21 protein-coding genes, 26 tRNA genes and 1 pseudogene are annotated in these 26,749 nt (G+C 44.4%); 7 read left to right on the top strand and 41 right to left on the bottom strand.

The window, feature by feature from the left end; translation table 11 throughout:
* Positions 1–681: 681 nt before the first annotated feature.
* The 30 genes from QUB20_RS22130 to QUB20_RS21985 all read right to left on the bottom strand — a co-directional run bounded on the left by QUB20_RS22130 (position 682) and on the right by QUB20_RS21985 (position 8,566).
* Positions 682–830 (bottom strand) — tRNA-OTHER (locus QUB20_RS22130).
* Positions 790–990, bottom strand: coding sequence for a hypothetical protein (locus QUB20_RS22125; RefSeq protein ID WP_190657014.1), 201 nt, complete (start codon positions 988–990; stop codon positions 790–792). The genes QUB20_RS22130 and QUB20_RS22125 overlap by 41 nt, the downstream gene beginning before the upstream one ends.
* Positions 991–1,877: 887 nt before the next feature.
* Positions 1,878–2,840 (bottom strand): GNAT family N-acetyltransferase, encoded by a 963-nt coding sequence (locus tag QUB20_RS22120; RefSeq protein WP_333249424.1) that lies wholly within the window; start codon positions 2,838–2,840, stop codon positions 1,878–1,880.
* Between the two features lie 227 nt (positions 2,841–3,067).
* Positions 3,068–3,141, bottom strand: a tRNA-Lys gene (locus QUB20_RS22115).
* Positions 3,142–3,601: 460 nt separating this feature from the next.
* A complete protein-coding gene (locus tag QUB20_RS22110) occupies positions 3,602–4,174 on the bottom strand; it encodes a dihydrofolate reductase family protein (protein WP_333053563.1) in 573 nt (190 codons plus the stop codon).
* 363 nt (positions 4,175–4,537) lie between these two features.
* Positions 4,538–4,620, bottom strand: a tRNA-Ser gene (locus QUB20_RS22105).
* Between the two features lie 85 nt (positions 4,621–4,705).
* Positions 4,706–4,778 (bottom strand) — tRNA-Ala (locus QUB20_RS22100).
* A 208-nt stretch (positions 4,779–4,986) separates the two neighbouring features.
* Positions 4,987–5,063, bottom strand: a tRNA-Ala gene (locus tag QUB20_RS22095).
* Positions 5,064–5,070: 7 nt separating this feature from the next.
* A tRNA-Arg gene (locus QUB20_RS22090) sits at positions 5,071–5,144 on the bottom strand.
* A gap of 101 nt (positions 5,145–5,245) precedes the next feature.
* Positions 5,246–5,343: transfer RNA gene (locus tag QUB20_RS22085), tRNA-OTHER, on the bottom strand.
* A gap of 82 nt (positions 5,344–5,425) precedes the next feature.
* Positions 5,426–5,497: transfer RNA gene (locus QUB20_RS22080), tRNA-Gly, on the bottom strand.
* A 181-nt stretch (positions 5,498–5,678) separates the two neighbouring features.
* Positions 5,679–5,749 (bottom strand) — tRNA-Gly (locus QUB20_RS22075).
* Between the two features lie 5 nt (positions 5,750–5,754).
* A tRNA-Thr gene (locus QUB20_RS22070) sits at positions 5,755–5,831 on the bottom strand.
* 2 nt (positions 5,832–5,833) lie between these two features.
* Positions 5,834–5,905 (bottom strand) — tRNA-Thr (locus QUB20_RS22065).
* Positions 5,906–6,000: 95 nt separating this feature from the next.
* Positions 6,001–6,074 (bottom strand) — tRNA-Leu (locus tag QUB20_RS22060).
* A gap of 104 nt (positions 6,075–6,178) precedes the next feature.
* A tRNA-Leu gene (locus QUB20_RS22055) sits at positions 6,179–6,252 on the bottom strand.
* 108 nt (positions 6,253–6,360) lie between these two features.
* Positions 6,361–6,433, bottom strand: a tRNA-Pro gene (locus QUB20_RS22050).
* Positions 6,434–6,437: 4 nt separating this feature from the next.
* Positions 6,438–6,518, bottom strand: a tRNA-Leu gene (locus tag QUB20_RS22045).
* Positions 6,519–6,541: 23 nt separating this feature from the next.
* A tRNA-Leu gene (locus QUB20_RS22040) sits at positions 6,542–6,618 on the bottom strand.
* Between the two features lie 29 nt (positions 6,619–6,647).
* Positions 6,648–6,721, bottom strand: a tRNA-Gln gene (locus tag QUB20_RS22035).
* Between the two features lie 35 nt (positions 6,722–6,756).
* Positions 6,757–7,443: a hypothetical protein gene (locus QUB20_RS22030; protein ID WP_333249426.1), complete on the bottom strand. Its 687-nt coding sequence runs from the start codon at positions 7,441–7,443 to the stop codon at positions 6,757–6,759.
* 80 nt (positions 7,444–7,523) lie between these two features.
* Positions 7,524–7,598 (bottom strand) — tRNA-Asn (locus QUB20_RS22025).
* Positions 7,599–7,604: 6 nt separating this feature from the next.
* Positions 7,605–7,677, bottom strand: a tRNA-Phe gene (locus QUB20_RS22020).
* A 5-nt stretch (positions 7,678–7,682) separates the two neighbouring features.
* Positions 7,683–7,769: transfer RNA gene (locus QUB20_RS22015), tRNA-Ser, on the bottom strand.
* A 5-nt stretch (positions 7,770–7,774) separates the two neighbouring features.
* Positions 7,775–7,848: transfer RNA gene (locus tag QUB20_RS22010), tRNA-Tyr, on the bottom strand.
* Between the two features lie 34 nt (positions 7,849–7,882).
* Positions 7,883–7,964, bottom strand: a tRNA-Tyr gene (locus QUB20_RS22005).
* A 13-nt stretch (positions 7,965–7,977) separates the two neighbouring features.
* Positions 7,978–8,052, bottom strand: a tRNA-Lys gene (locus tag QUB20_RS22000).
* 5 nt (positions 8,053–8,057) lie between these two features.
* Positions 8,058–8,132: transfer RNA gene (locus QUB20_RS21995), tRNA-Glu, on the bottom strand.
* A gap of 79 nt (positions 8,133–8,211) precedes the next feature.
* A tRNA-Cys gene (locus QUB20_RS21990) sits at positions 8,212–8,285 on the bottom strand.
* Positions 8,286–8,492: 207 nt separating this feature from the next.
* Positions 8,493–8,566, bottom strand: a tRNA-Asp gene (locus QUB20_RS21985).
* A 495-nt stretch (positions 8,567–9,061) separates the two neighbouring features.
* On the opposite strand from QUB20_RS21985, the gene QUB20_RS21980 reads away from it, so the two are divergent.
* Positions 9,062–9,910 carry a biotin--[acetyl-CoA-carboxylase] ligase gene (locus tag QUB20_RS21980; protein WP_333249428.1) on the top strand — a complete coding sequence of 283 codons (849 nt, stop codon included), beginning with the start codon at positions 9,062–9,064 and terminating at the stop codon, positions 9,908–9,910.
* Positions 9,911–10,150: 240 nt separating this feature from the next.
* On the opposite strand, the gene QUB20_RS21975 is transcribed toward QUB20_RS21980, so the two are convergent.
* Together QUB20_RS21975 and pdxA are read right to left on the bottom strand one after the other, a co-directional pair.
* Positions 10,151–13,762 (bottom strand): OmpA family protein, encoded by a 3,612-nt coding sequence (locus tag QUB20_RS21975; protein ID WP_333249430.1) that lies wholly within the window; start codon positions 13,760–13,762, stop codon positions 10,151–10,153.
* A gap of 120 nt (positions 13,763–13,882) precedes the next feature.
* Entirely contained in the window at positions 13,883–14,980 is a 1,098-nt protein-coding gene (gene pdxA / locus QUB20_RS21970; RefSeq protein WP_333249432.1) for a 4-hydroxythreonine-4-phosphate dehydrogenase PdxA, read from the bottom strand.
* Between the two features lie 70 nt (positions 14,981–15,050).
* Here pdxA and petM point away from each other — a divergent pair, with 70 nt between their 5' ends.
* The 5 genes from petM (at position 15,051) to QUB20_RS21945 (ending at position 18,208) form a co-directional block, all read left to right on the top strand.
* Positions 15,051–15,155 (top strand): cytochrome b6-f complex subunit PetM, encoded by a 105-nt coding sequence (gene petM / locus QUB20_RS21965; RefSeq protein ID WP_172189541.1) that lies wholly within the window; start codon positions 15,051–15,053, stop codon positions 15,153–15,155.
* Positions 15,156–15,352: 197 nt separating this feature from the next.
* Positions 15,353–16,330 carry an NmrA family NAD(P)-binding protein gene (locus QUB20_RS21960; RefSeq protein WP_333101618.1) on the top strand — a complete coding sequence of 326 codons (978 nt, stop codon included), beginning with the start codon at positions 15,353–15,355 and terminating at the stop codon, positions 16,328–16,330.
* Position 16,331: 1 nt separating this feature from the next.
* Positions 16,332–17,249 carry an NAD(+) kinase gene (locus QUB20_RS21955; RefSeq protein WP_190657000.1) on the top strand — a complete coding sequence of 306 codons (918 nt, stop codon included), beginning with the start codon at positions 16,332–16,334 and terminating at the stop codon, positions 17,247–17,249.
* 355 nt (positions 17,250–17,604) lie between these two features.
* Entirely contained in the window at positions 17,605–17,823 is a 219-nt protein-coding gene (locus QUB20_RS21950) for a hypothetical protein (RefSeq protein WP_333249435.1), read from the top strand.
* On the top strand, positions 17,816–18,208 hold the full coding sequence (locus QUB20_RS21945) for an aspartyl protease family protein (protein WP_333249437.1): 393 nt from the start codon (positions 17,816–17,818) through the stop codon (positions 18,206–18,208). Before QUB20_RS21950 ends, QUB20_RS21945 begins: the two co-directional genes overlap by 8 nt.
* A 514-nt stretch (positions 18,209–18,722) precedes the next feature.
* On the opposite strand, the gene QUB20_RS21940 is transcribed toward QUB20_RS21945, so the two are convergent.
* From QUB20_RS21940 to QUB20_RS21925, 5 genes are all read right to left on the bottom strand, one after another.
* Entirely contained in the window at positions 18,723–20,696 is a 1,974-nt protein-coding gene (locus QUB20_RS21940; protein ID WP_333249439.1) for a hypothetical protein, read from the bottom strand.
* Between the two features lie 365 nt (positions 20,697–21,061).
* Positions 21,062–21,112: a hypothetical protein gene (locus QUB20_RS28765; protein WP_445299425.1), complete on the bottom strand. Its 51-nt coding sequence runs from the start codon at positions 21,110–21,112 to the stop codon at positions 21,062–21,064.
* A gap of 32 nt (positions 21,113–21,144) precedes the next feature.
* A complete protein-coding gene (locus QUB20_RS21935; protein ID WP_333249442.1) occupies positions 21,145–21,375 on the bottom strand; it encodes a DUF433 domain-containing protein in 231 nt (76 codons plus the stop codon).
* Positions 21,376–21,577: 202 nt separating this feature from the next.
* Complete coding sequence (locus QUB20_RS21930) at positions 21,578–22,291, bottom strand: alternative oxidase (RefSeq protein ID WP_333249444.1); 714 nt, start codon at positions 22,289–22,291, stop codon at positions 21,578–21,580.
* Between the two features lie 48 nt (positions 22,292–22,339).
* On the bottom strand, positions 22,340–24,658 hold the full coding sequence (locus QUB20_RS21925) for a nitric-oxide reductase large subunit (RefSeq protein WP_333249446.1): 2,319 nt from the start codon (positions 24,656–24,658) through the stop codon (positions 22,340–22,342).
* Between the two features lie 161 nt (positions 24,659–24,819).
* Between QUB20_RS21925 and QUB20_RS21920 the strand changes: the two genes are divergently transcribed.
* A complete protein-coding gene (locus QUB20_RS21920; RefSeq protein WP_333291646.1) occupies positions 24,820–25,524 on the top strand; it encodes a Crp/Fnr family transcriptional regulator in 705 nt (234 codons plus the stop codon).
* Between the two features lie 267 nt (positions 25,525–25,791).
* Here QUB20_RS21920 and QUB20_RS21910 read toward each other — a convergent pair whose 3' ends face one another.
* The 4 genes and pseudogenes from QUB20_RS21910 to QUB20_RS21895 all read right to left on the bottom strand — a co-directional run bounded on the left by QUB20_RS21910 (position 25,792) and on the right by QUB20_RS21895 (position 26,671).
* On the bottom strand, positions 25,792–25,875 hold the full coding sequence (locus tag QUB20_RS21910; RefSeq protein WP_333291650.1) for a hypothetical protein: 84 nt from the start codon (positions 25,873–25,875) through the stop codon (positions 25,792–25,794).
* An 86-nt stretch (positions 25,876–25,961) separates the two neighbouring features.
* The gene (locus QUB20_RS21905) at positions 25,962–26,048 is read right to left on the bottom strand and encodes a DUF5615 family PIN-like protein (RefSeq protein WP_333291648.1); all 87 of its coding nucleotides are present in this window, start codon (positions 26,046–26,048) and stop codon (positions 25,962–25,964) included.
* Positions 26,045–26,276, bottom strand: a pseudogene (locus QUB20_RS21900) (DUF433 domain-containing protein). The gene QUB20_RS21905 and the pseudogene QUB20_RS21900 overlap by 4 nt, the downstream one beginning before the upstream one ends.
* A gap of 236 nt (positions 26,277–26,512) precedes the next feature.
* Positions 26,513–26,671 carry a hypothetical protein gene (locus tag QUB20_RS21895; RefSeq protein ID WP_333249448.1) on the bottom strand — a complete coding sequence of 53 codons (159 nt, stop codon included), beginning with the start codon at positions 26,669–26,671 and terminating at the stop codon, positions 26,513–26,515.
* Between the last annotated feature and the right edge of the window lie 78 nt (positions 26,672–26,749).

The raw sequence follows: 26,749 nt of genomic DNA, 5'->3' as shown, positions 1-26,749 counted from the left end.
ACTTTTGGGCTAGCTTTACTGTTTCTTTTATTCATAACCGGCGTGCGACGCCGGTGGAACGCTCTTAAGAGGACTGAAATGCGTGTTTAAAAATGTATTTTCGGTGATTAAAAACCAAGAAAAACAAATATCTTTAGTCCTCATAGCGAGGACTTTAGCTATTAGACAGGGATTTCAATCCCTGGCGGACTATTTCGGAGTCGAGTGACTTCAAATCTGGTTCAACCCAATTAATCCGAGCTTCCCAGGACATCAGGCGATCGCGCGTCTAGTAGCGAAAGGGTAAACTGCGATCGGCATATTTTGCAATCAAACCGTTAGCCAGATGTACGATCGAGTAATTGTGACTTTCATCGGCGAGATATCGGCCAACATTTTCTCATGGCTAATACCAATTTATTTTTGAGAACGGAAGTCTTCAATACAAACAGGATTACTTAATTATTATCCTGAATTAACAACAAGAGCTTATAGCATTAAAAGTCACTTCGCGCAAGTTCAGAAAGCCGTTGTTCATACGCAGGAGTTGAACCCGCGACTTCTATTTTCAGAGAAATGCCCAATCAAGAGCTAGTATGTAGGCTTCCTTTGTTGGGGCGCGAAGTGGAACTTTTAAGTGCCGGATAGATATAAAAAATTCAGCTATAAAAGGCAGCGCACAAGTCAGAGAAGCTTTAGCCTCGCGGCAAGTAGGAATTGAACCTACAATTCGATTTAAAGTCGAACGTATCCAGTTTGTAAGCTTCTTTAGTTGGGGTGCGCTGCCTAATACGTGCTTTCAGTGAATTTCTAGCCGTAAACAGCTTCTGGGCGGACAATTAAATCACCGCTGGGACGGCGATCCAGAACGTAAGACTCGAAGCGATCGCCCTTGACATCAAAATGATTTGCCAGACGTTCCTTAATAGCCTTGTCGCTCATTCCTGCCGCGATGCCCAATTGGTTTTCTGCCACGTCGTAGGAACGTCCTTCAAAACGAATGTGAACCATTACCGATACCTCCTAGAGCAATTTTGGATTTTGGATTAGTAGCTTATCTGCTCTCGAATTTGGCTTTTTGTGAGACTTAGCAAATTGCCAGTATCGGTAAAGATTCACGAAATCTGATAATCTTTACTGAAAGAAGCGCCGTTCTAAATGATAAGCTTGTTTGACATTGCGGATTTGCTCAGCCTTTTTGCTTGATTGAAATCTGGCTGAAATTGTTTGTTCTGAATCCGCATTAAATTCGTTGAAATTAGACTTATTTCGTACAACATCTGACTCGGTTCGAGTCAATTTGTAACCGAACAGTTTCGTATAAAGTAACAACATGACCATCGAGTCTATATTACAAGACTTTCAAATTGATCTTCGTTGAAAATTTGAGCAATATTTAGTTGTCAAGGTTCAGAATTTGCACGAAAAATACAGGTTTTTGCTTGTCCTGCGCTTTCCATATTTATATATTACATAAATACTACATAAGTGTCAAGGGGGTAGCAAAAGTTTTTTTAGATCGGATATCTTGCACTATTGTTAGGAACAGGCAAGATGCCTGTTCCACAAAGAATGAGTTTGATTGTGGGGAGTAGGGGTTGGGCAGGAGAGCCCGCCTGTGAATTTGATTGTGGGGAGTAGGGGTTGGGCAGGAGAGCCCGCCCATAATTAGATAGGACTTATGCACGGGTAGCCAGAAACCGGGTTGTTTCACCAAAAAATACAGCCTCTTCGGTGGTTCAGGAAGTACACTATAAATATAGTGTGTGGTGTTAATCTGTAGGGTGCGTCGCTGCGAAATATTGGTCGATAAAACTTACAGATTGACGGGTGGCGACGCACCTTACACGGGCTAGAAGATTGTGTGTACCACATCTACATGGAATATGCTGTATCAATCAAACATCCTTAAAATAAGAAATGCTGTTGCGAATATTGTGGAAGCCAGCAGACTCGTAAAGTCGCATCGCACCTGATGAATTTGCAGCATCGACGCCGATAATAGCAGTAGCGACACCGGCAGCTTTCAGTCGATGCAAACCAGCCAGCAACATTGCTCGTCCCAATCCAATTTTGCGGAAGCCACGCCTAGTGCCGAGACAAGCAATCCAGCCTTCATTGCGCCCGGTACGATCGCACTCTTGCACACTAATCTCGCAGTAACAAAAACTGACAAATGTGCCGTCATCAGCAACAGCAATCAAGTCTAAATCATTTCTGTAATCGGGTTTAGCTAACTCGTGCTTAAATTTATCCACCGTTAAATCGTGATGATTCCAGTGATCGATAAATGACTGGTTGAACATTTCTACCCAAGCTGCCGCATCCTGTTCGCCGGGGAACTGAATGAGGGCAAAACCTTCGGGGAATTGCGGTTCTGGGATCGGTTCAGAGAGCGATCGCGCCATTCGGCAAAAATAGCGATCGGCCTTAAAACCGCAACTTGTCAGCACAGAAATGCGATCGCAATCCTCAGCGCGCGCGTAGGTTCGCAGCTTCACGCGCCCGCCCCGCATCGCAGACACCTCGCGCATCCGCACTTCACCCCAGGCGATCGCGGCTGCTTCCACATCACCGGATCGCACGTCGGGGTGGACGCGAAACCACAGCCAACCGTCAATTACTTCCCCAGGCTCAGAAACCGACAACTGAGCAAAACCGATTAATTTTCCTTCCGCATCTTCCCAAAGGCGGATATCGCGGGCTACATCTAGGGACGGTTGGTTAAATTCTTGTTGTAATTCCGAGATGGAAGTGCCTTCATCGAGCCGATCGACTTCTTCGCAAGTATTGATTAAATGGGCGATCGCATCTAAATCGCGATCGCCCCCATAGCAGCGCGCCGAGAGATTTGCCATCATAGCTAATCACCATTCCCTGTTGTTATTCAGTTTCAAAATAGCTTGGGCGATCGCACTTTTATCGATCGGATGAGTCGATCGACATTAAAAATCCGACAACGCAAACACTCACAGTAATCCAACCGCTACCGCCATTGGCTGCTATCGTGAGCGCAAAATGAGTGGAAAACGACAAACTAGAGACAGTTTAAAGTCTCAAAGCCTTGTGAATAGTAGGTTATTTGGGATGGGAGTAGAAGGACTTGAACCTTCGACCTTGAGATTAAGAGTCACCTGCTCTAACCAACTGAGCTATACTCCCGCATCTAAGCTAGTATAACACAACCGTTTTGAAAAATCAACTATTTCTGTAAAAATTTGTGGCGATCGGTCTGACCTGACATCTTGCAGCAATATCAATAAGAGGATTTTTCGTGGGGTCGGGCGGGTTTATAGAACCTATTTGCAAGCTTTAAGGCTGTTGGCGAACCCGCCCCTACCGCTAATTGAGAATGGTGCAAGATATCAGTCTGACTCAACATTGAAATCGAGAAAATACCGCATACAATTTTTGTGTAATTCCTAGAAAATCATTTTGTAGTAAGGACTTCAGTCCTTTTTTGCCCGCAGTAATTGCAACAAATAAAGTCCTTAAGCTGTGGAGCATTTAAACCAGTAACAAGGCTAGTAGGGTGCGTCAGCTAGAACTTTTACGCTGAAACGGAAAACCTTAGATGCTGACGCACCTTACGCAAGTCCTTTAAATGCCGAACAGCTTATCGCTAATGCTTCACTCGATAATGAAGCAACATGAAACCGTTGCTGTAGATTTTGCGATCGGCAACTTCCAAATTGGTCGGCTCGATTGCACCGGAAAAAAGAGGAATTCCCGCTCCAATTACTACCGGATTTAACTTCACAATCATCTCGTCAATCTCAGAAAAAAGAGTTGCCGCTAAAGCCCCACCACCGCAGAGCCAGATGTCTTTACCCGTTTCCCTTTTCAATTCCTTAACCAATTCAACAGGATTGTCCGAAACAAGTTCAATATTCTCATCGGGACTGGCTTCCATAGTGCGCGAAAAGACATACTGCTTCAAGCTGGGATAAGGATTAGTTACACCAACATTTAGCCCTACCTCATAGGTTTTCCGTCCCATCAAAACCGCATCAAACTGCTTGTTCTCTGCACGAATGCCTCGTGCTTCCTGAAAGTGAGCCGGAAAAGTTTCAGGAAAGGAATCTAACAAATCAGCAAAATGCTCTCCGTCCATAGGGAAACAATCAAATGACCCATCTTCGCGAGCAATAAACCCATCAACTGTGCAAGCAACGTAATAGTTTAGTTTTCTCATCTTTCACGTTCATTTGGTACAACAATTTTACATCGTAAAAACCAGGACTTGTTTCATCAAACTCATCCGCAACGCAAGTAAAAATTCCTTTTTCACAGCCAAATTTACGGGGTTTGAAGACGGCAGTCTTTTCAGGCGACGTTTCTTTCAGTTTTTGGATTTAGTTTAAAATTTGAATATCCTTCAATAACAAAATCCACTGAATCAATTCTAATTTTAGAACTTTAACGCTCCTGGCTTTTATGTTGAATAAGTAGTAAATTTAGACTTATTATAAACCAATCCATCCACCGAGGAGGTACTGCCCCTCCTATCCCCGCGTTATCAGCACGGTGTCTCGCTTTTCGACTTCCGGTGGTTAAAAGGAAGATGAAGGAATCGAACCCTTACAGTTACCTGTACCCCAGTTTTCAAGACTGGTTGCCAACCATTTAGCGGCATCTTCCAAGGGGTGTCTGACGGGGATTGAACCCGCTAATAACTAGCTTCACGGGCTAGCGTCTCGACCGCTTCGATTTCAGACACCGTAAGTGGAGTCAAGGAGAATCGAACTCCTGACCTCTTGCGTGCAAAGCAAGCGCTCTACCAATTGAGCTATGACCCCTTATACTATTTTAGATTTTAGATTTTAGATTTGAGATTGGGGATGAGTTAGTGGATATGGGTTTGGAGATTCCCGACAGTTTAATTAGTTTTTTAAAGTGGTATTAAGTCGCCCATAACAAAATCTTAGACGAATATTCAAGCTTCCAGATTGATTTGTGAAATCAATCTCAAATCCAAAATCCAAAATCTAAAATCTAAAATCGGTGTGGTGGATTGCGATCGGATTTGAACCGATATCTTTCTAACAGCCAGTTAGATGCTTTACCAATTAAGCTACGAACCCCAGACAGCAGGAGCGGTAGGACTTGAACCCACAACATTCGAGGTAGAAGCTCGACACTCTATCCAGTTGAGTTACACTCCCGTATTTTTTGTTGATTTGTGCGATTCCCTACGGGAATCGATCTTACTATAAAAAATTATTCATTCAATGGAATCAACCTCCTTAAATTAAAGCAAAAACAACGAGAGTGGTAGGACTCGAACCCACAACATCCGCGTCCGTTAGCGAAGCGTGCGCGGTAGCGCCTAGCGCGGCGCTCTATCCATTGAGCTACACTCCCATAAATTAGTAGTCCTGACAGGAGATTACCCCGCGTCTGCTTGTAAGGCAAACGCTCTACCATCGAAGCTCAGGACTACAAAAGCGGATGATGGGACTCGAACCCATGCGCTGAGAATGGCATACTCAGATGCTAGCCGCTACATGACATCCGCAAACCGATTTAAAATTTGAGATTTTGGATTTAACTGAGATGTTGCACCATTGTCAATAAGCCTTTTATGAACAGGCAAGATGCCCGTTCCACAAAGAGTATATTTTCTTGTGGAACAGGCATCTTGCCTGTTCTGGAGAAGGGTGCAAGAGGTGAGATTTAACAAACTTCTTGTTTCCCCAAGCGGATAACGAGGCTCGAACTCGTGCCTAGAGTTTGGAAGACTCGAATGCTACCGTTACACCATATCCGCAATTGTGGGGCTGGTGATAGGAATTGAACCTACAACCGACTGATTACAAATCAGTTGCTCTGCCTAATTGAGCTACACCAGCACAGCAGATGGCGAGATTTGAACTCGCAAGAAAGCTTTACAAGAACCTCATGTTGCCAATTACATCACACCTGCATTTTTGGTGGCGGGGGCAAGAATTGAACTTGCTGATTTGCAGCTTATGAGACTGCCAAGCCTAGCCGTTGCTCCATCCCCGGGCTATTACCAAATACCCCTGGCTGGTCTCGAACCAGCAACCTTCTCACCCTAAATGAGACGCCTCTTCCAATTGGGCTACAGGGGCAAATTTTAATTGGGCGATTCTCTACGGGATAGCTGCGCCGCGCGTACTTTTTTCCTAAACTTTTCTAAACACTGTAAGTTCCTCCTATATTTATTAAAAATTTATGCTCTCGACAGGATTTGAACCTGTAAAAAACTAGGCTCTCGACCTAGCGCGTCTGCCGTTCCGCCACGAGAGCAAATAGCAGAAATTGGCTGTTAGCCAAATACCCCTGACCGGCCTCGAACCTGGAAAAAACACTCGTTTTGAGCGAGTGATGTTTTCCAATTACACCACAGGGGTAAAGTCGGGATGGTTGGATTTGAACCAACGACTCCATGCTCCCAAAGCATGGCTTCTGGCCGCTGAATTACATCCCGTTCATGCTCCTAGTGAGACTCGAACTCACAATCAAAATAGAACAGATTTTAAGTCTGCCGCGTCTGCCAATTCCGCCACAGGAGCAAGTAGAAACTTAGTGAAAAATTTGGTACTCCAGGTGAGATTTGAACTCACACAACACAATTTTTGAAATTGCGGCCTCTGCCAATTGGGCTACAGGAGTGTAATTTATCTGCTTTGGTAATAGCAGAACTGGGAAGGCAGGGATCGAACCTGCATTTTGCCGCTTTCAAAGAGCGGTGCCATACCGATTAGGCGACTTCCCAATAACATTTACTCAACTTACTAAATATTTAGATATTTAATATATTTTATTTCGGTTCCAATATCCTCTTGGCGGTTTCTGAATTCCATAAGTCTTACACCATTTTTCTATTGCCTTGCCACTGACACCAAACTCTTTTGCTAAGTAAGTGGTTGGTTTTTCCCAAAGCATTTTTTCTAGCTCTTCTTTAGAGGGACGCTCAACTTTTCTGGCTTTCATATGAGGAACTCTTTTATTCTGGTGAGCTATGTAATTATTTGCTTCCGGCTCTCTGCGTTTACTTCCATAATTTTCAGTTTGTCTGTGACAGTTAGGGCAAATAAATCTCAGATTCTCTTGCCTATTATCTTGCCAATTCCCATTGATGTGATCGATGTCTAAAACTAACTTCTCTCCTAACCATTCACTTTGCACCAAACATTTATTGTTTTCACATTTATACTCTCTACCAATCTCCATTAATGCTCTTCTAAGTTGGAATGTTGGTGTTCTTTGATTGCGCGAACTTAGGACCAAAATTTCTTGGCTTGGCTTTTTGGGATTAAGCCCTTTCAAACTTTGATCGGATTGTTTAAAGTGAGAGGTATCAATACCCAACTCTTTAATCCGCTTAGTTATGTGACCATGACTTCCACCACCTGCTATACCAAGTTGCCTTAAAACCCCACTGATAGAAAATGAATGTTTAACAGCTTCTTCCAAGATTTCTTTGGTGTATTTCATGAAAAGTGTAGAACTCAAGTAATTATTATTATAAATGAGCTCGGCACAAAGCTTTACCAACTTTTTAAAGTTGTGTAAAATGGCTGCCCCAGTAGGACTCGAACCTACAACCTAGCGGTTAACAACCGCTTGCTCTACCATTGAGCTATAAGGCAACGCAATCCCCCAAGTCAGTATCGAACTGACGACCTCTTGTTCTTCACACAAGCGCTCTACCAACTGAGCTATCGGGGGGAAAACGGAGAAGGAGGGATTTGAACCCTCGACGGCTATTAAACCGCTCTTTCTTAGCAGGAAAGCGCCTTAAGCCACTCGGCCACCTCTCCGAGCGCGAGAACGGAGGGATTTGAACCCTCAATCTTCAGCTTTATTAACTGAGATGTTATCCGGCTACACCACGTTCTCAAGATTGCAACTGCATATTAAATGCAGTTACAAATGGGTCAGGCTGGAATTGAACCAGCAACGCTTTAAGCTACTGTTTTACAGACAGCTACCCACGCCAATAGGAGGGCCGACCCAAGATAGGATTTTTGGTAGGTCGTCGAGGAATTGAACCTCGATCCATCCGCTTAAAAGGCGGCTGCAAAACCATTCTGCCAACGACCCACGAGAAGTGCTGACGGGAGTTGAACCCGCAAATCACTTGGGTGAAAACCAAGCGGCTTAAACCATTTGCCTACAGCACTATCGATTTTAGATTTTAGATTTTAGATTTTGGATTGCTCTTTGAGATTTGAGATTGCTCCTGCGAATAAATAGGAACAGAGGTTAGGGCGGGATTTGAACCCGCGAAAATCGGTTTTGCAGACCGACGCTTTGAGCCACTCAGCCACCTAACCTGGGAGTCCCGACGAGGTTTGCACTCGCAATCTTCACGCCAGAGGGGGAGACGGCTTGACTTTTGCCTACGGGACTTTGACCCCGCCGAAAAACGGATACTTGCTTTCCGACAGGAGGTGTAGATTTTAGACCAAAGTTCCAGCTCCCAGATTCTTCTCCTGTGGAGTAAATCTAAAATCTAAAATCTAAAATCTAAAATCGACTGACGGGAGTAACGAGACTTGAACTCGCAACCTTTCGCTCGACAGGCGACTGCTCTGACCGGTTGAGCTATACCCCCGCGAAAATGAACAATATTTAGTCCTTGAATTACTCAAGTTGGGACGGGGTGGCGGTTGATTCCGCGTACTACAACCCGATCGGGCTTTTGTTGCCGGAGTCTACACCGCCAATGTCCACAATTATGTGACACGATTAACTTCCTATTCTGTTTTCAAGGTTCATATTGCTCGTTGGGCAAGGCTTTGAAGCTCTTTCCCCTTCGCCATACATTTATACTACATTGCATAATACAAGACTGTCAAGGGGGTAATACAACTTTTTTTGAAATTGGGTTTTTTAAAGGGGTGTCGATCGCTCCCACCAACACTCTTGGTTCCCGCAAACCCTTATAAATCAAGAATTGTGTGGCTAAACAGATGTTGTGGCGTAAGGTAAATCTGATGCTGAAACTGTACTACACTCTAATGTCTCTGAATTCTCGCCGTCGCGCGAGGTGGCACTTGTGGAAAATGCGATAATCAGCTTTTAGATATCAAATACTACAAATCACACCTTGTCTGAATTGCCCTTAACTCCCGTGCCCGCAACCCCAGAACCCGATCGCCCAAACCTCCATCACTGGCTACACTCGTTGGATACCTGTCCGAGTACCAACAGTTGGGCGATCGCCCGCGCGGCCCAACTCCACCACGGAGATGCAGTATTTACCAAGCGACAAACCAGCGGGCGCGGCCAACACGGGCGCACCTGGCACGCCCCAAGCGGTGTCTTGACTGTTAGTTTTGTACTCGAAAACCTCAACCCTACTCTGTTGCCGGGACTCAGTTTAGCAGCGGGTTTAGCGGTGATTTACGCTATCGAAGATTTGGTTCCCGACTGTCGCGATATGCTGCGCCTGAAATGGCCAAACGATGTCTGGATCGATCGCCACAAATTAGCCGGAATTCTCTGCGAAGCCACTTCCGGCAATGCTTTGGGTAAAACTCGCGCCGTTGTGGGAATTGGACTCAACCGCTGCGTAGATTTCGCGGCTGCGGGATTGGATGAAAGGGATCTCGGTAATGCGGTAAGCTTGCATTCTATTGCTAGTACAGTACCGGATGAACTGTGTTTGCTCGATCGACTGCGGCACTATTTACTCGAACTAGCCGATATGTTTTCTACCACAGACAAGCCAGCCTCCAAGTCCGGTTTAGCGCTACTTTTGCCGGAATTGCGCCGCCGCGATGCGTTGATTGGCTGCCCGGTGGCGATCGAACTTGCGTCGGAAACCATCTGCGGAGAAGCAGCGGGCATTGACGGATGCGGCCGCTTGCTAATATGCTTGGCGGGCGATCGAATACAAGCCTTTACCTCCGGGCGAGTTCGATTAATTCAAGAGGAAGAAGTCATTAGTCAGTAGTCAGTAGTCAGTAGTCAGTAGTCATTAGTCATATCCTGTCGATTACCCGCAATCAGGTAGGGGCGGGTTCACCAACAATACCTGCCAATAATTGACCATCTCAAAAACCCGCCCCGACCGGGATATTATGGTTAATCGATCGGACATGATATTAGTCAGTAGTCATTAGTCATTAGGGAAAATGCCCAATTAACAATTCCCAATTACCAATTACCAATTCCCAATTCCCAATTCCCAACTTTAATTTATCACCTCAAATACTACCAATCTGCTCAGCCACAGCGGTTGATTGGCCTCCACACCTTCGGGACGACCCTTAGTAGTAGCAACTTGTATTCTGTTGCCATTTATCCCTTGTCTAACCAAAATATTTTTCACATTTGTCGCCCTTTCCAGTGCCAACTTTTGATTTTCTACCGGAGTGCTTTTAAAATCGCTGTAGCCCACTATCCTTAAATTCTTCGTGCGATTTTTCTCCATATATTCCTTGACTTTGCTAAGCTTTTGTGCTACGTCTTTCGCCTGCAAACTTGCCGAGCCTGCACCGAAATACACGCGAACTGGCATTATTATCTTTGGTGGCGGTGGAGTTCCTATAATCACTGTATTTGTTACCGACTTCACCCCCGGAATTGTCTCAAAAGCTTGAGTTATTTTCTGAGCATCTGGCACTTTGCTTACGCTGCCTGCAATGGCGACTTTTCCCTCTGCATAGCGAGCTGAGATATTAATGCTTTCTACTTTATTCAAAAGAGCTGCTGTCCGCTTGACATCGGCTTCTACTAAAACTGGATCGGGAGGTACTTCAACGGCTATAATTTTATTTTCAATTCTTGATTGTGGAGCTGCTTGCTGAGCGATTTTTTCCGCTTTCGATCGCAGATTTTGATTCGGCACTCGTCCCGAAATCTCCAATACTTTATCTTTAACATCTGCCACGAGGCGATAAACTGATAAATCGGGAGCAGATTGTAATGCTAAATTCGTATCTGCTTCTAAGCTCGCTGCAACTCCGCTGCGGTATTGATGAATTCCCCAAGGTACGCCAATTAAACCTAACGCTGCCAAACCGATCATGGGTACAATGGGTAGTTTAGGAGATTTAACTTTTACCTCTGTATCGATTAATTTTTGCAGTTTCAAGTTTACTTCGGGTGGTACAGTTGCTGGATCGCCGTTAAATGACTGAATTTGAGTTCCGTATTCTTGAACAATATTGTTGAATATCGATCGCATTTTGTACTTAAACCACTGGCGGGTTTCTCCTTGCATCACTACTGCCAGATAACACGAACCCGCAACTTCCAATACTATCTTAGATGTGCCGTATTCTATGGCATCAATTTCTGCCACATTTCCCGACTGAGATATACAATCGTTGACAAAAGCCCGAATAGCAGTCAGCATCCCAGCCACCATATCTGATTCTAGCTGTTCGCGTTCAGACTTCTGCACTGCTGAAATTACTAAGCCCGATTTTGCTTGAATTAAAAAAACAGCTTTAACACTTAGTGGTGTTGTTTCTTTCATCAGCAATTCTGCTTCAGAAATGCCCTGTAATTTTGCTTTAATTTTGCGACTAATTCCCTCTGGACTTAAAGCTGATTCGAGTTTTTCATTAATCTCCCGCATCATCTCGGCGATGTATTTTAAAATCGTGCTACCGATGATCGGATAAAGTGCATCCGACATTTCTTCTGGCTTGAGATGAATTTGCTGTTTGATAGCAGCGGCCATTTCCGGCGCGATCGCCATGGCAATTTCATCGGGGGCTTCACTCATTCGGTGGCTGATTCCCACAGTCAGGGCCGGCGATATGGCTACTCCCATCGATTGTCTATTTTCTCTGGATTTGGTATTAATTATTTCATCAATTATCGGAGCTATCGTTTCGACAAATGATTTTCTCGACTCATTAATTGTTTGGAGCATCATTTCGGGAAACATGATTTTAATTCTGGCGAGTAATTCTTCCCGATCGCCTCCCCATTCCGCATCAGTAATTTTGCGATCGAGTTCCCCTACTTTATCGTTGAGTCTGTAATTATAACTTACAACTTCATCTAACAATGGTAAAATAGATTCGATGACCGACTTTTGTAGTTGGGCGTGATGGCTAACCATCAGCTCGTCAATCAAAGGTTTTAGTAAATCCGTAAACAAGTCTGTCGATTCATAAATTCGGTGTTCGATCGCCACAATCTGTTGTTCGATCTTCGCGAGTCTTTGATCGATCCTTTTATTCTGAATGATGGCATCGACAGCCGGGGCGATCGCAGATTCTATCTCTAGCTTTGCTTCCCCGATGTTTCGGGACAGCATTTCTACAATCACTGGCATTATTCTTGCCATCAACCCTTCTATCTCGGCTAAAACTTGCTGCTGAACTTCGACAATCTTAGTTTCATTATTTAATATTTGTGCTGCAATACCGCTGTTTTGAATAGCCGTGTTGACACCAGGTGCGATCGCCTCTCTCACCTCTAACTTTGTCTCCTCAATTTTCCGGTTCAGCGACTCAATCATTAACGGCATTAACCTTGCCATTATATCTTCCGGCTGAGTTTTTTGCTGTCGCTGAAGATTATTTAGTCTACTTTCTACGTCGCTCAATTTGCCTTGAACTTCTCTTTGAAGAATTGCTGATTCTATCAAAGGTTGGATCGTCGCTGCTACTTGTAATTTTGATTCATCGATTTTCTGATTCAGCAAATCAGTTATTGCCGGCATTAGCATCGCCATTATCTCTTCAGGCTTCTGAGTGGGCGACTCTTGCGTAGCCAGTCGGCGCTCGATGAGGCTCAATACTTTTTCTTCTATTTCTACCCAAGCTATTCTTACCTGTACTGAGGGGGCAACAGCTTCTACAATCTCTAATTTTAATTCACTAATTTTGCGGTTCAGCAACTCGCTAACTACTGGTACTAGCTGCTTGATTAAATCTTCCGGTTGCTGCTGGTAACGCTGCTGAATATTCGCAACTCTATCTTCAATTCTTACTACCTGTTCTTCCAGTCCGTTTTGATTGTGAATTACTTGATTGACTCTCGGTGCGATCGCCGAAGCTACCTCTAACTTAGACTCCTCTACCTTACGGTTGAGCAGATCGCCCACCACCGGCATCAGCCGTTGCATTAACTGTTCTGCATTCGGCAGTGGCTGCTGGTTCAAATTAGCAATCTGATTTTCCCAATCTGCTAATTTTGCCTCCAACTCGATCGGATTAATTTTATTATTGCTCGCGAGGTCGATCGCCTTTTTTAATTCAGACTTCAACTCCTCTAATTCTTCTCTCACTAACTCAGGAATTAACGGTTTCAGTAAAACCATCAACTCTTCTGGTTGAGACATCAGCTTCTCAAAATTTTCTAACCTTTGTTCCACGCTCAAAACATTACTGTAAAATTCCGGCAAATCCCTTTCAAACAGTAGTTGTTGCAACTGCTTAAACTCCTCTACTGCTTGTTCTAATTCTTGCTCAGACGGCCGATTTTTTCTTGCTACCTTCCCGGCCCTAGATAAATCGGGTTCCTCATTATTGTTTTCTCGTCTTTGAGAAGGTATCTCTTCATCGTTAGTTAATACTTCCGGTACAATACTCGGTGATTCGATCCGAAAAGACAATTGTTGGCGCCGATTTTCCTCATCCTCCAACCGCTGCACAGATTTTTCCGAAAGCGGTAACTTCAGCTCGCTTGGTTCTTTTTTGGATTTTTTTAATAACTGAAATTCAGTCAGTATGGTTAGCAATTCCTGAAGTTGCTCTCCCGCTTTAGAACTTGCCAGAGTTGCATCAGAAACCTCTTTTTCTGACTGATATATTTTGCCGGAATTATCATTAAATGCTGCCATACTGCGCTACCAAAAGTTGATTTTAATCGACCGAAGGAAATTACCAGCTTGCTTGCCCCCTCACCCCAGCGAAAATCAATAGGAATGACACAATTTTTCCAAGCGTCAGGCGTACTAAAGCTATCGCCCTATTTTAACTGCTGTTCTGCGACTAGCCAACTGGGCCGCCAACTGCAATGCTGCCTTCATGCTGGAGGCATCTGCAATCCCTTGACCTACAATATCAAAAGCTGTGCCGTGATCGGGAGATGTGCGGACAAAAGGCAAGCCAATTGTAGTGTTGACTGCTTTATCGAAAGCCATCAATTTTACTGGAATCAACCCCTGGTCGTGGTACATTGCCAAGTAACCGTCGTGAGCTTCCTTGGCTAAACCGTACCAAACTTTAGCCGGTTTTACCCACAGGGTATCGGGGGGGACTGGCCCGTCTAACTGCACTTGAGGAAAGCGATCGCGCTGCGTTTCCAGCCAAGGTATCATCCAGTCTTGCTCTTCATTTCCCAGTTTGCCATTTTCGCCGCTGTGAGGATTTAAGCCAGAAATCGCAATTTTCGGTCTTTCCAGCCCAAAATCTTCCCGTAAACACTCTACCAGCAATTCTAGTTTTTCGCTCAGTAATTCTGGAGTCAAAGCATCGGGGACTTGACGGAGGGAAATATGTGTGGTAGCGAGTAAAGTTACCAGAGTCCAGCCACTGTGGGGAGATGTGGCGGCAAACAGCATTCCGAATCGCTGCGATTTTGCCCTTTCTGCGAGGAGTTCTGTTTGTCCGGGATAATTGTAACCTGCCGCCTGCCAGCAAGTTTTGGAAATCGGGCCTGTCACGATCGCGGAGAATTCGCCGGCGATGGTACGGGCGATCGCACTTTCCATGTAAGCAAAGCTAGCCGCCCCGCTAGCTGCACTCCCGACACCGGGGACTATTTCGCCCCACTTGCTGTCTGGTTCAATATCAATAATATTTAATGTTTCGGGATTTGCCGCTTGTGCTGCGGGATTGCTCGATCGCAACTTATCGTAAGTTTGCTGCAAAATCCTCTTAGATCCGAAAACCGTTACTCTCAAACCAGCAGCGGGATCTGCCAAGGCCTTGAGAATCACTTCCGGGCCAATTCCCGCCGGATCTCCCAGAGTTACAGCTAGTTTTGATTCCCGATCGAGACTCAAGGCAGTTTTCTCCAACAAAATACAGGAATTTCGGCACTGAAATTTTAGCATTCATGTACCTGGTTGACCCAAATTATATTATCTTTATTGAATGCGATCGCCCAATTGGACATATAAAACCATGAATCCTGAAATTTTCAATGCAGCCTTTTTGTCCTTTTCCCTAATTTTCGTGGGTATAGGTGGAGGCTTCCTCCTGCTCAAATTGCAAGGCGGCGAAGAATAAGTTTTTTTCAACCAATCATTCAGAAGCCTTCTACCTTCTGCCTTCTAGAGTCTCCTTGCTGCCGAAAGCAAGCCTTCTGGCGAATATCTCAAGCCTAAAATGAGAAAATTTCAGGTTTTTGTTAAGTTTGTTATAAAAACTTAACAAAAACCTGATACCATCTTATAGAAAGTTTAAGATTCATAATTAATCCCTAGATGACTTTATTGATTTTAGGTGCCACCGGCACTCTCGGCCGCCAGATAGCCCGCCGCGCCCTAGACGAGGGCTACCAGGTGCGCTGTTTAGTCAGAAGTTACAGAAAAGCTGCATTTTTGAAAGAATGGGGCGCTGAACTCGTACCGGGGAACCTTTGCCAGCCAGACAGTCTGCCTCCGGCCCTAGAAGGCGTCAGTGCTATTATCGATGCAGCAACAGCCAGTGCAGCGGATTCTGTCAGCATCAAAAGAGTAGACTGGGACGGAAAAGTATCGCTGATCCAAGCAGCAGCAGCAGCAGGCATCAAGCGTTACATATTCTTTTCTTTTCTCGACGCCGAGAAATATCCCCAAGTCCCCTTGTTGGAAATTAAGCGCTGTACCGAATTGTTCTTAGCAGAATCCGGTTTAGACTATACAATCTTGAGACCTTGCGGCTTTTTGCAAGGACTGCTGAGCCTGTATGCAATGCCGATTTTGGACAATCAGGCAGTCTGGCTGCCCAACAAGCCATCCGCCCTTGCCTACATGAACACTCAGGACGTTGCTAAATTTGCCGTCCGGGCCCTTTCCGTTCCCGAAACCGAGAAAAAAAGCTTTCCGGTGGTGGGAAATCGCGCTTGGGATGCTGACGAAATCGTGCGGTTGTGCGAACGGCTGTCAGGGAAGGAAGCCAAAATTACGCGCACCCCAGATGTCTTGTTGCAGGCTACTCGTAAATTAGCTACCTTCTTTCAGTGGAGTTGGAACGTAGCTGACAGATTGGCTTTTTCAGAAGTTTTGGCAGCCGGAAAACCCTTGAAAGCTCCGATGGATGATGTTTACAGTGTCTTCGGAATCGACCCTAAAGAAACTACTACTTTGGAGTCTTATCTCGAAGAATACTTTAATCTGATTATGAAGAAGCTCAAGGAAATAGAGTACGAGCAGCTTAAGACTAAAAAACGGAGTAAACAAAAAATGCCCTTTACATTTTAAAGTGCCGAAAGCTGGGATTATATACAACGACGTTAAACCTGTGGCTTGTCGCATCGCCGCAGAGTTAGAAGACAAGCTGACTGCCCGCGGCTGGGAGGTTTGCTCGGTTTCTGGTTCGGGAGGAATTCTGGGCTATTCTAGCCCCGATCGCCCCCTGTGCCACACTCAGATCGAACAACTCGTCCCCCCCGGTTTTGACAGCGACATGGAGTTTGCAGTGGTTTTGGGCGGCGACGGTACGGTGCTGTCGGCATTTCGCCAAGTTGCTCCTATTGGAGTGCCGCTGCTGACTGTCAATACCGGTCACATGGGCTTTTTAACAGAAACTTACCTGAACTTGCTGCCGCAAGCTTTGGAAAAGGTAATCGCCGGAGAATATGAAATAGAAGAAAGATCGATGCTCGCGGTGCGGCTGTTTCGAGAAAACGACTGCCTCTGGGAAGCCCTTTGTCTCAATGAAATGGTGCTGCACCGGGAACCGCTGACTTGTATGTGTCATTTTGAAGTGGCGATCGGTCAGCACGCCTCTATTGACATTGCCGCAGATGGAGTCATCATCGCAACTCCCACGGGATCGACAGCTTACGCCCTTTCTGCCGGTGGGCCGGTCATCATTCCCGGAGTACCGGTGTTGCAGTTGCTGCCTATTTGCCCGCATTCAATGGCTTCGCGGGCTTTGGTGTTTTCCAACACTGAGCCGGTCAAGATTTTGCCGGCGAGTCCAAACCGCCTGGTAATGGTGGTAGACGGTAACGGCGGATGTTATGTTCTGCCCGAAGATTGGGTGCAAGTCGAGCGAGCTCAGTACCCAGCCCGCTTTATTCGGGTGCAATCTTTTGAGTTTTTCCACATTTTGCGGGAAAAATTGGGCTGGGGATTGCCTCACATTGCTAAACCGAGTTCGGTTGAGTTGCCTTGATAGTTGTTGGTAATGAGCGGAGGGCTAAAGTCCCGTCAATCGATTTTAGATTTTCGATTTTAGATTTTCGATTGACCCCACGGATAAATGCGGGGGCTTGAGGATTTTCGATTTTCGATTTTGGATTGATTCCACGGATAAATCACGTGGCGGGTACCATCAAGAAATTCGTGGTCACTTCGGCTACGCTCAGTACGTCGCCTTTTAGGGCGGCTTTTTCTTTGTTTTTGGGCAGGATAAAGTTTGATCGGAATCTCCTACGGAATCCTTAATTCTCGATCGAGATTCCGAATCATCTCCAAACTCAGGCAGCGTTTATGATAGATGTATTCTCGTACTTCTGGGAGTTTAAACCATGTCTCTCGCTGAGTTAATACCTTTGGTGAACAATCTGAGCCAGTCAGACAAATTATCACTCTTCAAACTCCTAGCAGTGCAAATCCCAGACGCTGAACTACAAGTCATCTTTTCTGCATCAGAGTATCCGGTTCGATCGCTCTACGATGCAACGGAAGCTGCAAACATTATGATGCAGATGATTCAGGACGATCGAGAGGCATCTACTCATGCCTAGTTCGATCGAGTTTCCCTTTTCTGACGATGAAGCATTACCCACGATTCCCATCACTCTGATTCATGCAGGCTTTTCTGTCTCGGCGAATGCACTGCTAGATACTGGGTCTGCGGTCAATCTATTACCTTATGACATTGGTCTGCAATTGGGTGCAATTTGGGAGGAACAAACTGTCCGCTTGCCATTGGCTGGAAATCTGGCAACGGTTGAGGCGCGGGGTGTATTTGTAGATGTTCAAATTGGGAATCTGGAACCCGTTCGCCTAGCATTTGCTTGGGCACAAGCCTCTCAGGTTCCATTAATTATCGGGCAAACCAACTTCTTTCGAGAATTTGATGTTTGTTTTGTGCGATCGCGATGCACGATCGAAATTATTCGCTTGTAATAAGCATCGATGCAGAACTCGGAGTTTTATTTAGCTTAACTCTCGATCGAGCTTCCGAATCATCTCCAAAGTCAGGCAGCGTTTGCGAGATAGCGTTAGTACACAGGGACATTTTGGTTTAACATCCCACCCATTACCTATGCCCCATTCCCTAAACCACCGCTGCGATCGAGAAAATCAGTAATCTCCTGTTCATGGGTATGCTCCTACACTTTGAATTTTTTACAACTTCAATCCAACGGCAGCCCGACTTTTATCAATAAGCCGGGAATACAACAAATTGAACAGCACCCTTTCGGAGTTTATATTTTTTCCACAATAAATACAATGTTTTTACGTAAATTTATTAAATCTTTACAATGTATTTGATTACAACTAACTCATGATTATCAACTATACCCTAACCAAGATTTAGCGGGCTAACGTTCCCGCTCACCGGACGCAGATGAACTTTGCATCTCACCGATAACTCGACTTCGTTCCGGTGCAGCGGGATTGTTATGCTGTGCCAACTTCAACTTTCACCAAAGAACTCTAGAATCCTATCCATAAAGTTCTGCTTCCAAACTTCTTGTACTCTCTCAACCAGCCAATCATCTAAACTATTAATTTGGCTACCATATTGGTCAAGTACATCATCTCTGTAGCCATGCCCTTGACCCCACCTATTTTGAGCATAATCCCAAAATTCATTAGAGTAAGTTTGGGGAGCAAGACTATCTTTGATACAGCAGCAAATTTCTTGCCCGATCTCAATAATAAATTTCTCAAAATATTCATCTATTTGTTCGCTTAAAATTTTCATGACGGGTTTAAGCCCTGATTGTTCTGAGGCATGTTGCTCAACAAACTCAACAGCACCTATAATCTCTGCCTTTGACTCACGAAGCCTGTCCCTAAGTAATACTTCTGCAACAGTAGAACCATCGAAATAAATATCTATATCTCGCAGATCATAGGTGCCAAACCTATTATTTATTGCACGAAAAACCATCACATGATAGCTTTTAAGATGATTCTTATATCTATTCTTAAAATTACTCAAAAACTCTGTCTTTTCATGAGACTCAATAGTTTTTTTTAGATCGTTTATTAATTTTTCCTCTTGGGGGCTTAATCCTCCTCCACTTTTGATGTCTTGAAAAATCTCGTCATAATTTTTTGCTTCTTGAAGTAAGGCTCTCTCTCTTCTAGAAATTAAATCATTGATAGCATCTAACAGTTCAATTCTTGCATCAGAAACATCATCCTTTTCATACTGAGGTTTCAGGATATGTTCCTCGTCGTAGAACTGAAGAGCATCATAGAAGAAAATATTCTCTAGCAAGAACTTGATGTTCTCTCTTGCAAAAGCATCATCGATCTGATTTTTTCTAACCTTAATTCCCTCGTCTCTATCCTCTACTTTTCCATCTAAGTTGACGACATCTTCAGGTTCGCCCTTTCGAGGCAGAACCAGTAATGCTACTTTTGTATCAATATCTCTCGATTCTCGCGTTAGGTATCTCTTCAGAAGCTCGCTAACATTACTTGGAGCAGCTAGAAATTGTTCCGCAAACAGACAGATTGAATTGTCTTGGTTACGGATGTAATCAGACAGATCTTTTCTATCTCTGGCATCATCCATACCTCTTGTGTCAATGATTGATCTGAAGCGAGGATATTTATTAAATTCAATTAGTTTATTACTAACACCCACATAAATTCTCTTGGGCAAAGAGAATTTATCCATTTTTCCAAGATTCAAATTGCTAAAGTTATGACGCAACCACTTTCTCTCATCTTCTACACTTTCAAAATCATCGAGAGATTCTAAACGGGTTTGATTTCTGCGTGATAAATTTGCTCTTTCAAGAACGGACTTTAAAAAGCCATCAAGATTTTTTTTATATGACTGGGCAAGTTCAGATGCTTTATCTACACGCTTTCCTTCAATCTGAGAGTCTCGAAGATCAGTGATATTTCTAATGGCTCTTAGCAGTTCAGCAGGTGGTAGGCCAGTTACTTCTGAATTTTGATCATGTTCCTTATTCCAGAAGTAGATACAGACTTCTCGGATAAATTCTTTAACTTCATCATCACTGTATGGCTCTATCTCAAGGAAGCTTCTCTTGGACATTGAGGGCTGTATGACAACTTCACAAATAGTTGTCCTCCCTGATCCCGTAGATAGCAGTTCACTAATCTTATTGACAGTCTTTCCGGTTTTACCAACAGTTTTTTCTTCTTTGTGAAACAGATTAAATAGATGACATATAGCTGTAGTTTTACCAACGCCTATTTTCCCAATAAAAACCAAATTATAATCTTGTATTTCGAGCAGTGCTTTCATTCTTGCTAGACGCACCGAAAGGCTTTTAAGCGAGTTTATCGAGCAGCGAGTTTTAATAAGAAAATTAACACTCTTCTGACCTTTTATATTTCTCTCTAATATCTCAATCTCAGACTCTATCCGTCCCTTTAGGCTTTGGACAAATTGTATGCTCATATACAAAACTCTTGAAGTGCAAGACTAAACCCCGACTACTCTGACAATAGAGCAGATGCTTTTATTCCCAAATGCGTAGAAATTGGCTCATTATGATTTTCCGGGCAGCAGTAATTTTGGTACGGCATAGCTCAGTGATTGAGCAGCATAACTTATAATTATATCGCAGTTGCGGTACAATACTGAGTATAGCCGTATAATACCGCAGATTGACGATGTATGTCAACTCCTTCTTACTCCCCATCAGAATCTCCTTTCCTCGATCGAATTCGCCACACGATTCGACTCAATCACTTAAGCCGTCCTAATTAAAAAAGCTATCTTTATCCCAAACTATTGGGTCGATCGTTGCTTTCATTCCCACATCAAAGGACGTGAAGCGAATTTGGGAAAATATCGCTCAAACGATTCGGCAACTTGGGCGACAAGTTTTCATCAAAAAGTAATTTCAGGCCGATAAGGTCGCAGTCATAAACCGACGCTCACGGTCAGCAGCATAAGCAATGCAGGCTTTTAAATCTTCCCGTGTTAAATCGGGAAAATCTTCAAGTATCTCTGCTTCTGTCATCTCGGAAGCCAGGTACTCAAGCACTTCATAAACTGTAATTCGCAAGCCGCGTACACAAGGCTTACCACCGCGTTTATTTGCTTCGATCGTGATGTGGTTTCGGTAGTTCATAGTTTGATATGGGATTTTTAGCAGACCAGTTTAGATAACATATCTCAGTCCAAGACGATCGACGAATGGAAGAAAGTCCCGATCGCAAAATAAGAATTAGTGATTGTTTTCGATAATAGCATCCATCAGAAAAGCCGCGATCGCCCCTAGACACAGGGCGATACCAACGTTTTCATACCAGAGAACGACGGGTTCAAATCACCTATTTCGAGGGACTGAGTTCCACAGCATCGGTCTTTGCAGTTAACTCTACCTTTAGCGTAGAAGCTGCCTGCATCGCATGGGGACTGACTAACGAGAATTGTGCAGTCGGCTGCTGACAAGCCACCATTGTTTTCACGTGTTCCATTTCATCATCCCGAATGGCAACAAACACATCATAGAGATTGTCGATCGTTGGACGACGGAATACATTAGCACTGCTTGTTTGAAACTCCTCAAACATATACAAATCGCCATCTCGATAGTATTGGATAGCGACATCTGGTGCGGGCTGTTGCTTGAGAGCCTCAGCTTCGGCATTGAGGAACTTGTCGTAGCTGGCATAGGCGTGTCCCTCTACAAGTTCCATGAAGTTGTAGGCAGATTTGGACGACACCATGTAGACCAAAATGATAATCCAGTAGTAAATGAGTGCAGTGGCTCGTGCTAGAAGGCGATCGACCCAAAAGCTCGATCCTCCCAGTGATTCCATAATCAACAGATGATGTAGTTCATTCCACGACTCCGAAAAGTGGATTTTTAACCAATCAGCCTTCCGCCACCAGCCCAAGGTTTCATAGAGGTGAAGTACCGATAGATAAGAGAAATAAGGAACACGAGCCACGGTTTCTAGCACATAAAACCGAGGATAAGGGCGATCGGCATAGACGACATTGATCACAAAAACGAGAATACCAACTAAGAGACGAATCATTGACTGAATCCTCAATAAATACGAAAGATAATTGGAACAATTGAGCAACTAATGACTGACGACCGGAATCTCAGCCGCAATGGTTTCGAGGGGTTGGGCTTGAGTAGGCTGTTGGAAAATAGCCACGATCGCTTTAATCACGCAAAAGACGAGGATCAATGCACCAACCGAGAAGACGATATCCCCAGGGATGCGTAGCCAAACTGTCCACTGCATCCATGCCGAACCAATGACTTCAGCACTGCGAGCGTACCAAGTGCCATGATTAACGGATTGCACCAATTGATAAAAACCATTAGGAATCAGTCCGAAAACCATCATCATGCCTAGACCAACATTGATCCACCAGAAGGATAAATTGAAGTTTTTCTCATCCCATGCGCGATCGGGAGTGATTTCACGCAGTGCGAATAGCATGAGGGCGATCGCCAGGGAGCCATACACACCGAAGAGTGCAGAGTGAGCGTGAATTGGGGTTGTGTTTAGTCCTTGGGAATAGTAGAGGAAAATCGGTGGATTGATTAAGAAACCAAAGACACCTGCGCCAATTAAGTTCCAAAAAGCAGTGGCAATAAAGAATTTTAGTGGTACTCGATAAAATCCTTGCGCTTCTTGGGATAGCTTCATCGACTTCACCACTTCAAAGCCAATTAAGGTCAAGGGAACGACTTCTAAGGCTGAAGCAACGGAACCCATCGACGTAATGAATACAGGTGTTCCTGCAAAGTAGAGATGGTGTAACGTGCCGATTACGCCACTACCGAGATAGAGAATTGTCGTCATGTAGGTGGCTCTCAGGGCTGATGAGCGCTTTAGGAAGCCTAACTCGCTACATAGATAGGCGATCGCCACCGTCGCAAATACCTCAAAGAAACCTTCTACCCATAAATGCACGACCCACCAACGCCAATATTCGGCAATGCTCAAATGGGTGTGATTGTTGTACATCAACCCTGACGCATAGAACAGGGGAATCGTAATCGCACTGTAGAGAAAGAAATGATTCAGTCCCGTTTTATCACCTTCCGCCTTGAGCGCAGGCTTGAGGGCGCGGTACATCAGCCAGAGCCAAAACACCATGCCACCAATCAGCAATAATTGCCAGAGACGACCAAGTTCTACATATTCATAGCCCTGATGTCCAAACCAGAAACTATTGTCACCGCCGATAATGCCTTGGACACTAGCCCAAGATCCGATTAAGGAACCAACAACAACGACAGTCAAAGCCACTAACAAACCGCCATTGCCCCAAGCTTGCAACTTCGGCTCATGTTTACCAAACCTTGGCGCGAAATATAGCCCTGCGGCGAGCCAACAGGTGGCAATCCAAAATACTGCTAGCTGTAAATGCCAAGTCCGTGAGGCGGCATAGGGTAAATATTTCTGAAGTGGCACACCATAGAAGCCATCGCCTTCCACCGCGTAATGGGCTGTGACCATTCCCATCAACATTTGCACCAAAAACAAAGTCATGGCAACCCCAAAGAAGAGGGTGGTGACTTTTTGGCTAGGTGTGGCAAGGCGAATCAGGGGGCGATGGGCGACAGCGATTACTTCTTCGCTATCTTCTTGGGTGATGTAAACAAACAGAAATACACCGATCGCAGCAATGAGAACAATCACCGACACAATTGACCAGATCAAGAATTGAGCCGGAGCCTGATTGCCAATCAAGTCATCGTGGGGAAAGTTGGCGGTATAGGAAAATGGTGCATTCGGGCGATCGGCGGCGGCGGCCCAAGCTGTCCAAGTAAAGAAAGCAGTGACATTACGGATTTGCGTATCGTCAGTAAACCAACCGCTAGGAATGGAATGAATCTTGGAGCCTTGGGATAGCAAAGTTTTATAGCTATCAAAAACCTTGGTTAGTCCCTGAGTTTGAGCCGCAGTTAGGGTTAAAGCGCCTGTCTCTGACTCATAACGATTGGTTTTAAATTCTTGCTGTACCTGCGCTTGGAGGGTAGCGCGATCGACTTCTGATAGTGCCTGTAAATCGGCTTCACTAAAATCAGGATTGCCATTATGCAAAATTCCTGCCGTTGCTAAGCCCCAACGGTGTAAAACATCGGCAGTCCAGTCGGGTGCTAAATAACTGCCATGCCCCCAAATACTACCAATATGTTGCCCCCCACGACCTAGATAGGTTACTTGCCCAGATTGAATATTCTCCTGAGTTAGAATGATTTCCTGTTGTGGAGAAACCACTGTCGCGGGAATCGGTGGTGCATTTTTATAAATCGCCGATCCTGCAAAGATCAGCACTGAAAAAGTGACGATGCAAATTAGCACCAGCCAAGCGGGTAGGCTAATTTGACGGGGACGAGCGCGGGCTGTCACCACTTTGTCAAAGGTTGGGTTTGCCATAAAGCCATAAATTCGGTTTTAAAGTACCTATCGACATAGCATAGGAGAATAGAACCTAATAATGCTTTGACTTAAGTCAAAAACAACCTTAAAAAATGCTCAAGTACGTTTATCTTGTCTAGCTCGGCGCTTTGTTCCAACCATCCTCACTACCCTAAACGATGTTAAATAGAGTCGATTTGAGCAACTGGTTACAAAACATTCTGATTTTTCAAGGATTATCGGCAGAGCAACTGATTCCTTTAGCTCAGATCGCTCAACTGCAAACCTTTGGAAAAGATGAGACAATTTTCCATCAGGGCAGTGATGCAACTGGGTTTTTCATTGTCCAAGCTGGTCGTGTTAAGGTATTTAAGACTGCATCCAATGGGAAAGAACACATTTTACATTTATTAAAAAGAGGCGATTACTTTGCCGAAGTTGCCACCTTTGATGGCAAAGCTTTTCCAGCTTCGGCGATCGCATTGGAATCCACAGAATTAATCTTCTTCCCTCGGTTAGCTTTTCTGGATTTACTTCATCAATATCCTGCGCTCGCCATCAATATGCTGACAAGTTTGGCAACCCGTTCGCGTAAATTGGCACAGATGGTGGAAGATCTGTCGTTTAAAGAAGTGCCACAAAGATTAGCGGCTTATTTATTAGATTTGAGCGGTCGCGCTAATGGTGATCAAGTTATTAATCTAGATGTTACTAAAACTCAGCTAGCTGCTATTTTAGGGACGATTTCTGCTACCCTTTCTAGGGCATTCTCGCATCTCCACGATAAAGGATTAATTACGATCAATGGTTCTCAGATTGAGTTATTGGATCGCGATCGGCTACAAGCGTTGAGTCAGAATGTAGAGTTGGGCGATCGCTTTTAGATCATGAATTTTGGAGTTTAGGTCACGGAAAAGTGATTCCACATGGGATTTATGATTTTCAACAAAACATAGGATATATAACATTATGAAACAGTAAATATGCCAGTGAATTCGCGTGTGAGGCTTTAAAAGATTGGTGGAATAATCATGGAAAAACTACCTACCCTAACGCTAATTCGATTCGGTGTATTATGATAAAGCAAGCAGCGATAAATTCTCGTCTTCATAAAATAATTCGATCGCGTTAAAATTTCGACCTTGCAAATTTTAAATTTGCAAGGTCGAACAGTTTCCCAGGCAAAGCCAAATAACTTTCGGTGGATTCCCAAATACTAAGCTTAGGTCGTGCATATCCGCGTCTTTCGAGACAATCATCAAATTATTGTATGAAGGCATAATCCCAAACTATTGGGTCGATAGTGGCTTTCATGCCCACATCAAAGGACGTGAAGCGAATTTGGGAAAATATCGCTCAAGCGATTCGGCAACTTGGGCGACAATTTTTCATCAAAAAGTAATTTCATGCCGATAATGTCGCGGTCATAAACCGACGCTCGCGGTCAGCAGCATAAGCAATGCAGGCTTTTAAATCTTCTCGCGTCAGATCGGGGAAATCGCCCTTGAATTTCTGCTTCGGTCATCTCGGAAGCCAGGTACTCAAGCACTTCATAAACCGTAATTCGCAAGCCGCGCACGCAAGGCTTACCACCGCGTTTATTTGCTTCGATCGTGATGTGGTTTCGGTAGTTCATAGTTGGAATTTTTGAGAATCTCCTCGTTTGAGGTTTGGCGAAAAGATTGGATATACTAGCTTGTTGCATGGGTGCGCGATCGCATAATTGTACTGCACTTGCGGTACAATACTGGATATAATCGAGTAATACCGCAGCTCGATCGTGTATGTCAACCCCTTCTTAATTATATTTTAGATTAGAGTCGATCGCACACTGGGGCGATCGCAAAAATCGAGACATTAATCAGAACTTCTTCACGCACGAATAACTGTAACCGTTCGCCCCATTGGTGTCAGAAGAATTTCAGTATTCAATCGTTCTTCTAATTCCAGCGCATTCTCGCGTCGATCGAATATCACCAACCACCCATCATCTTCTCCCAATCGAGCCAAATATCCATCTAACTGTTCCAACCCAGAAGTGTTGAATGATAGGAAAAGATTGCTAAAATAGGTCTAACAATGTATAATTGCAGAGTTATAAATTATTGA

The organism is Microcoleus sp. B4-C2 (assembly GCF_036705265.1).
Lineage (GTDB): Bacteria > Cyanobacteriota > Cyanobacteriia > Cyanobacteriales > Microcoleaceae > Microcoleus.
This window is presented reverse-complemented; position numbering and strand designations above follow the sequence as displayed.

Excerpts from the sequence above, each read along its gene's own strand:
- QUB20_RS22125 (WP_190657014.1), bottom strand. The coding sequence starts at position 990 with ATGGTTCACATTCGTTTTGAAGGACGTTCCTACGACGTGGCAGAAAAC.
- QUB20_RS22120 (WP_333249424.1), bottom strand. The coding sequence starts at position 2,840 with ATGATGGCAAATCTCTCGGCGCGCTGCTATGGGGGCGATCGCGATTTA.
- QUB20_RS22110 (WP_333053563.1), bottom strand. The coding sequence starts at position 4,174 with ATGAGAAAACTAAACTATTACGTTGCTTGCACAGTTGATGGGTTTATT.
- QUB20_RS22030 (WP_333249426.1), bottom strand. The coding sequence starts at position 7,443 with ATGAAATACACCAAAGAAATCTTGGAAGAAGCTGTTAAACATTCATTT.
- QUB20_RS21975 (WP_333249430.1), bottom strand. The coding sequence starts at position 13,762 with ATGGCAGCATTTAATGATAATTCCGGCAAAATATATCAGTCAGAAAAA.
- pdxA (WP_333249432.1), bottom strand. The coding sequence starts at position 14,980 with ATGCTAAAATTTCAGTGCCGAAATTCCTGTATTTTGTTGGAGAAAACT.
- petM (WP_172189541.1), top strand. The coding sequence starts at position 15,051 with ATGAATCCTGAAATTTTCAATGCAGCCTTTTTGTCCTTTTCCCTAATT.
- QUB20_RS21960 (WP_333101618.1), top strand. The coding sequence starts at position 15,353 with ATGACTTTATTGATTTTAGGTGCCACCGGCACTCTCGGCCGCCAGATA.
- QUB20_RS21950 (WP_333249435.1), top strand. The coding sequence starts at position 17,605 with ATGTCTCTCGCTGAGTTAATACCTTTGGTGAACAATCTGAGCCAGTCA.
- QUB20_RS21945 (WP_333249437.1), top strand. The coding sequence starts at position 17,816 with ATGCCTAGTTCGATCGAGTTTCCCTTTTCTGACGATGAAGCATTACCC.
- QUB20_RS21940 (WP_333249439.1), bottom strand. The coding sequence starts at position 20,696 with ATGAGCATACAATTTGTCCAAAGCCTAAAGGGACGGATAGAGTCTGAG.
- QUB20_RS21935 (WP_333249442.1), bottom strand. The coding sequence starts at position 21,375 with ATGAACTACCGAAACCACATCACGATCGAAGCAAATAAACGCGGTGGT.
- QUB20_RS21930 (WP_333249444.1), bottom strand. The coding sequence starts at position 22,291 with ATGATTCGTCTCTTAGTTGGTATTCTCGTTTTTGTGATCAATGTCGTC.
- QUB20_RS21925 (WP_333249446.1), bottom strand. The coding sequence starts at position 24,658 with ATGGCAAACCCAACCTTTGACAAAGTGGTGACAGCCCGCGCTCGTCCC.
- QUB20_RS21920 (WP_333291646.1), top strand. The coding sequence starts at position 24,820 with ATGTTAAATAGAGTCGATTTGAGCAACTGGTTACAAAACATTCTGATT.
- QUB20_RS21910 (WP_333291650.1), bottom strand. The coding sequence starts at position 25,875 with ATGCACGACCTAAGCTTAGTATTTGGGAATCCACCGAAAGTTATTTGG.
- QUB20_RS21905 (WP_333291648.1), bottom strand. The coding sequence starts at position 26,048 with ATGAAATTACTTTTTGATGAAAAATTGTCGCCCAAGTTGCCGAATCGC.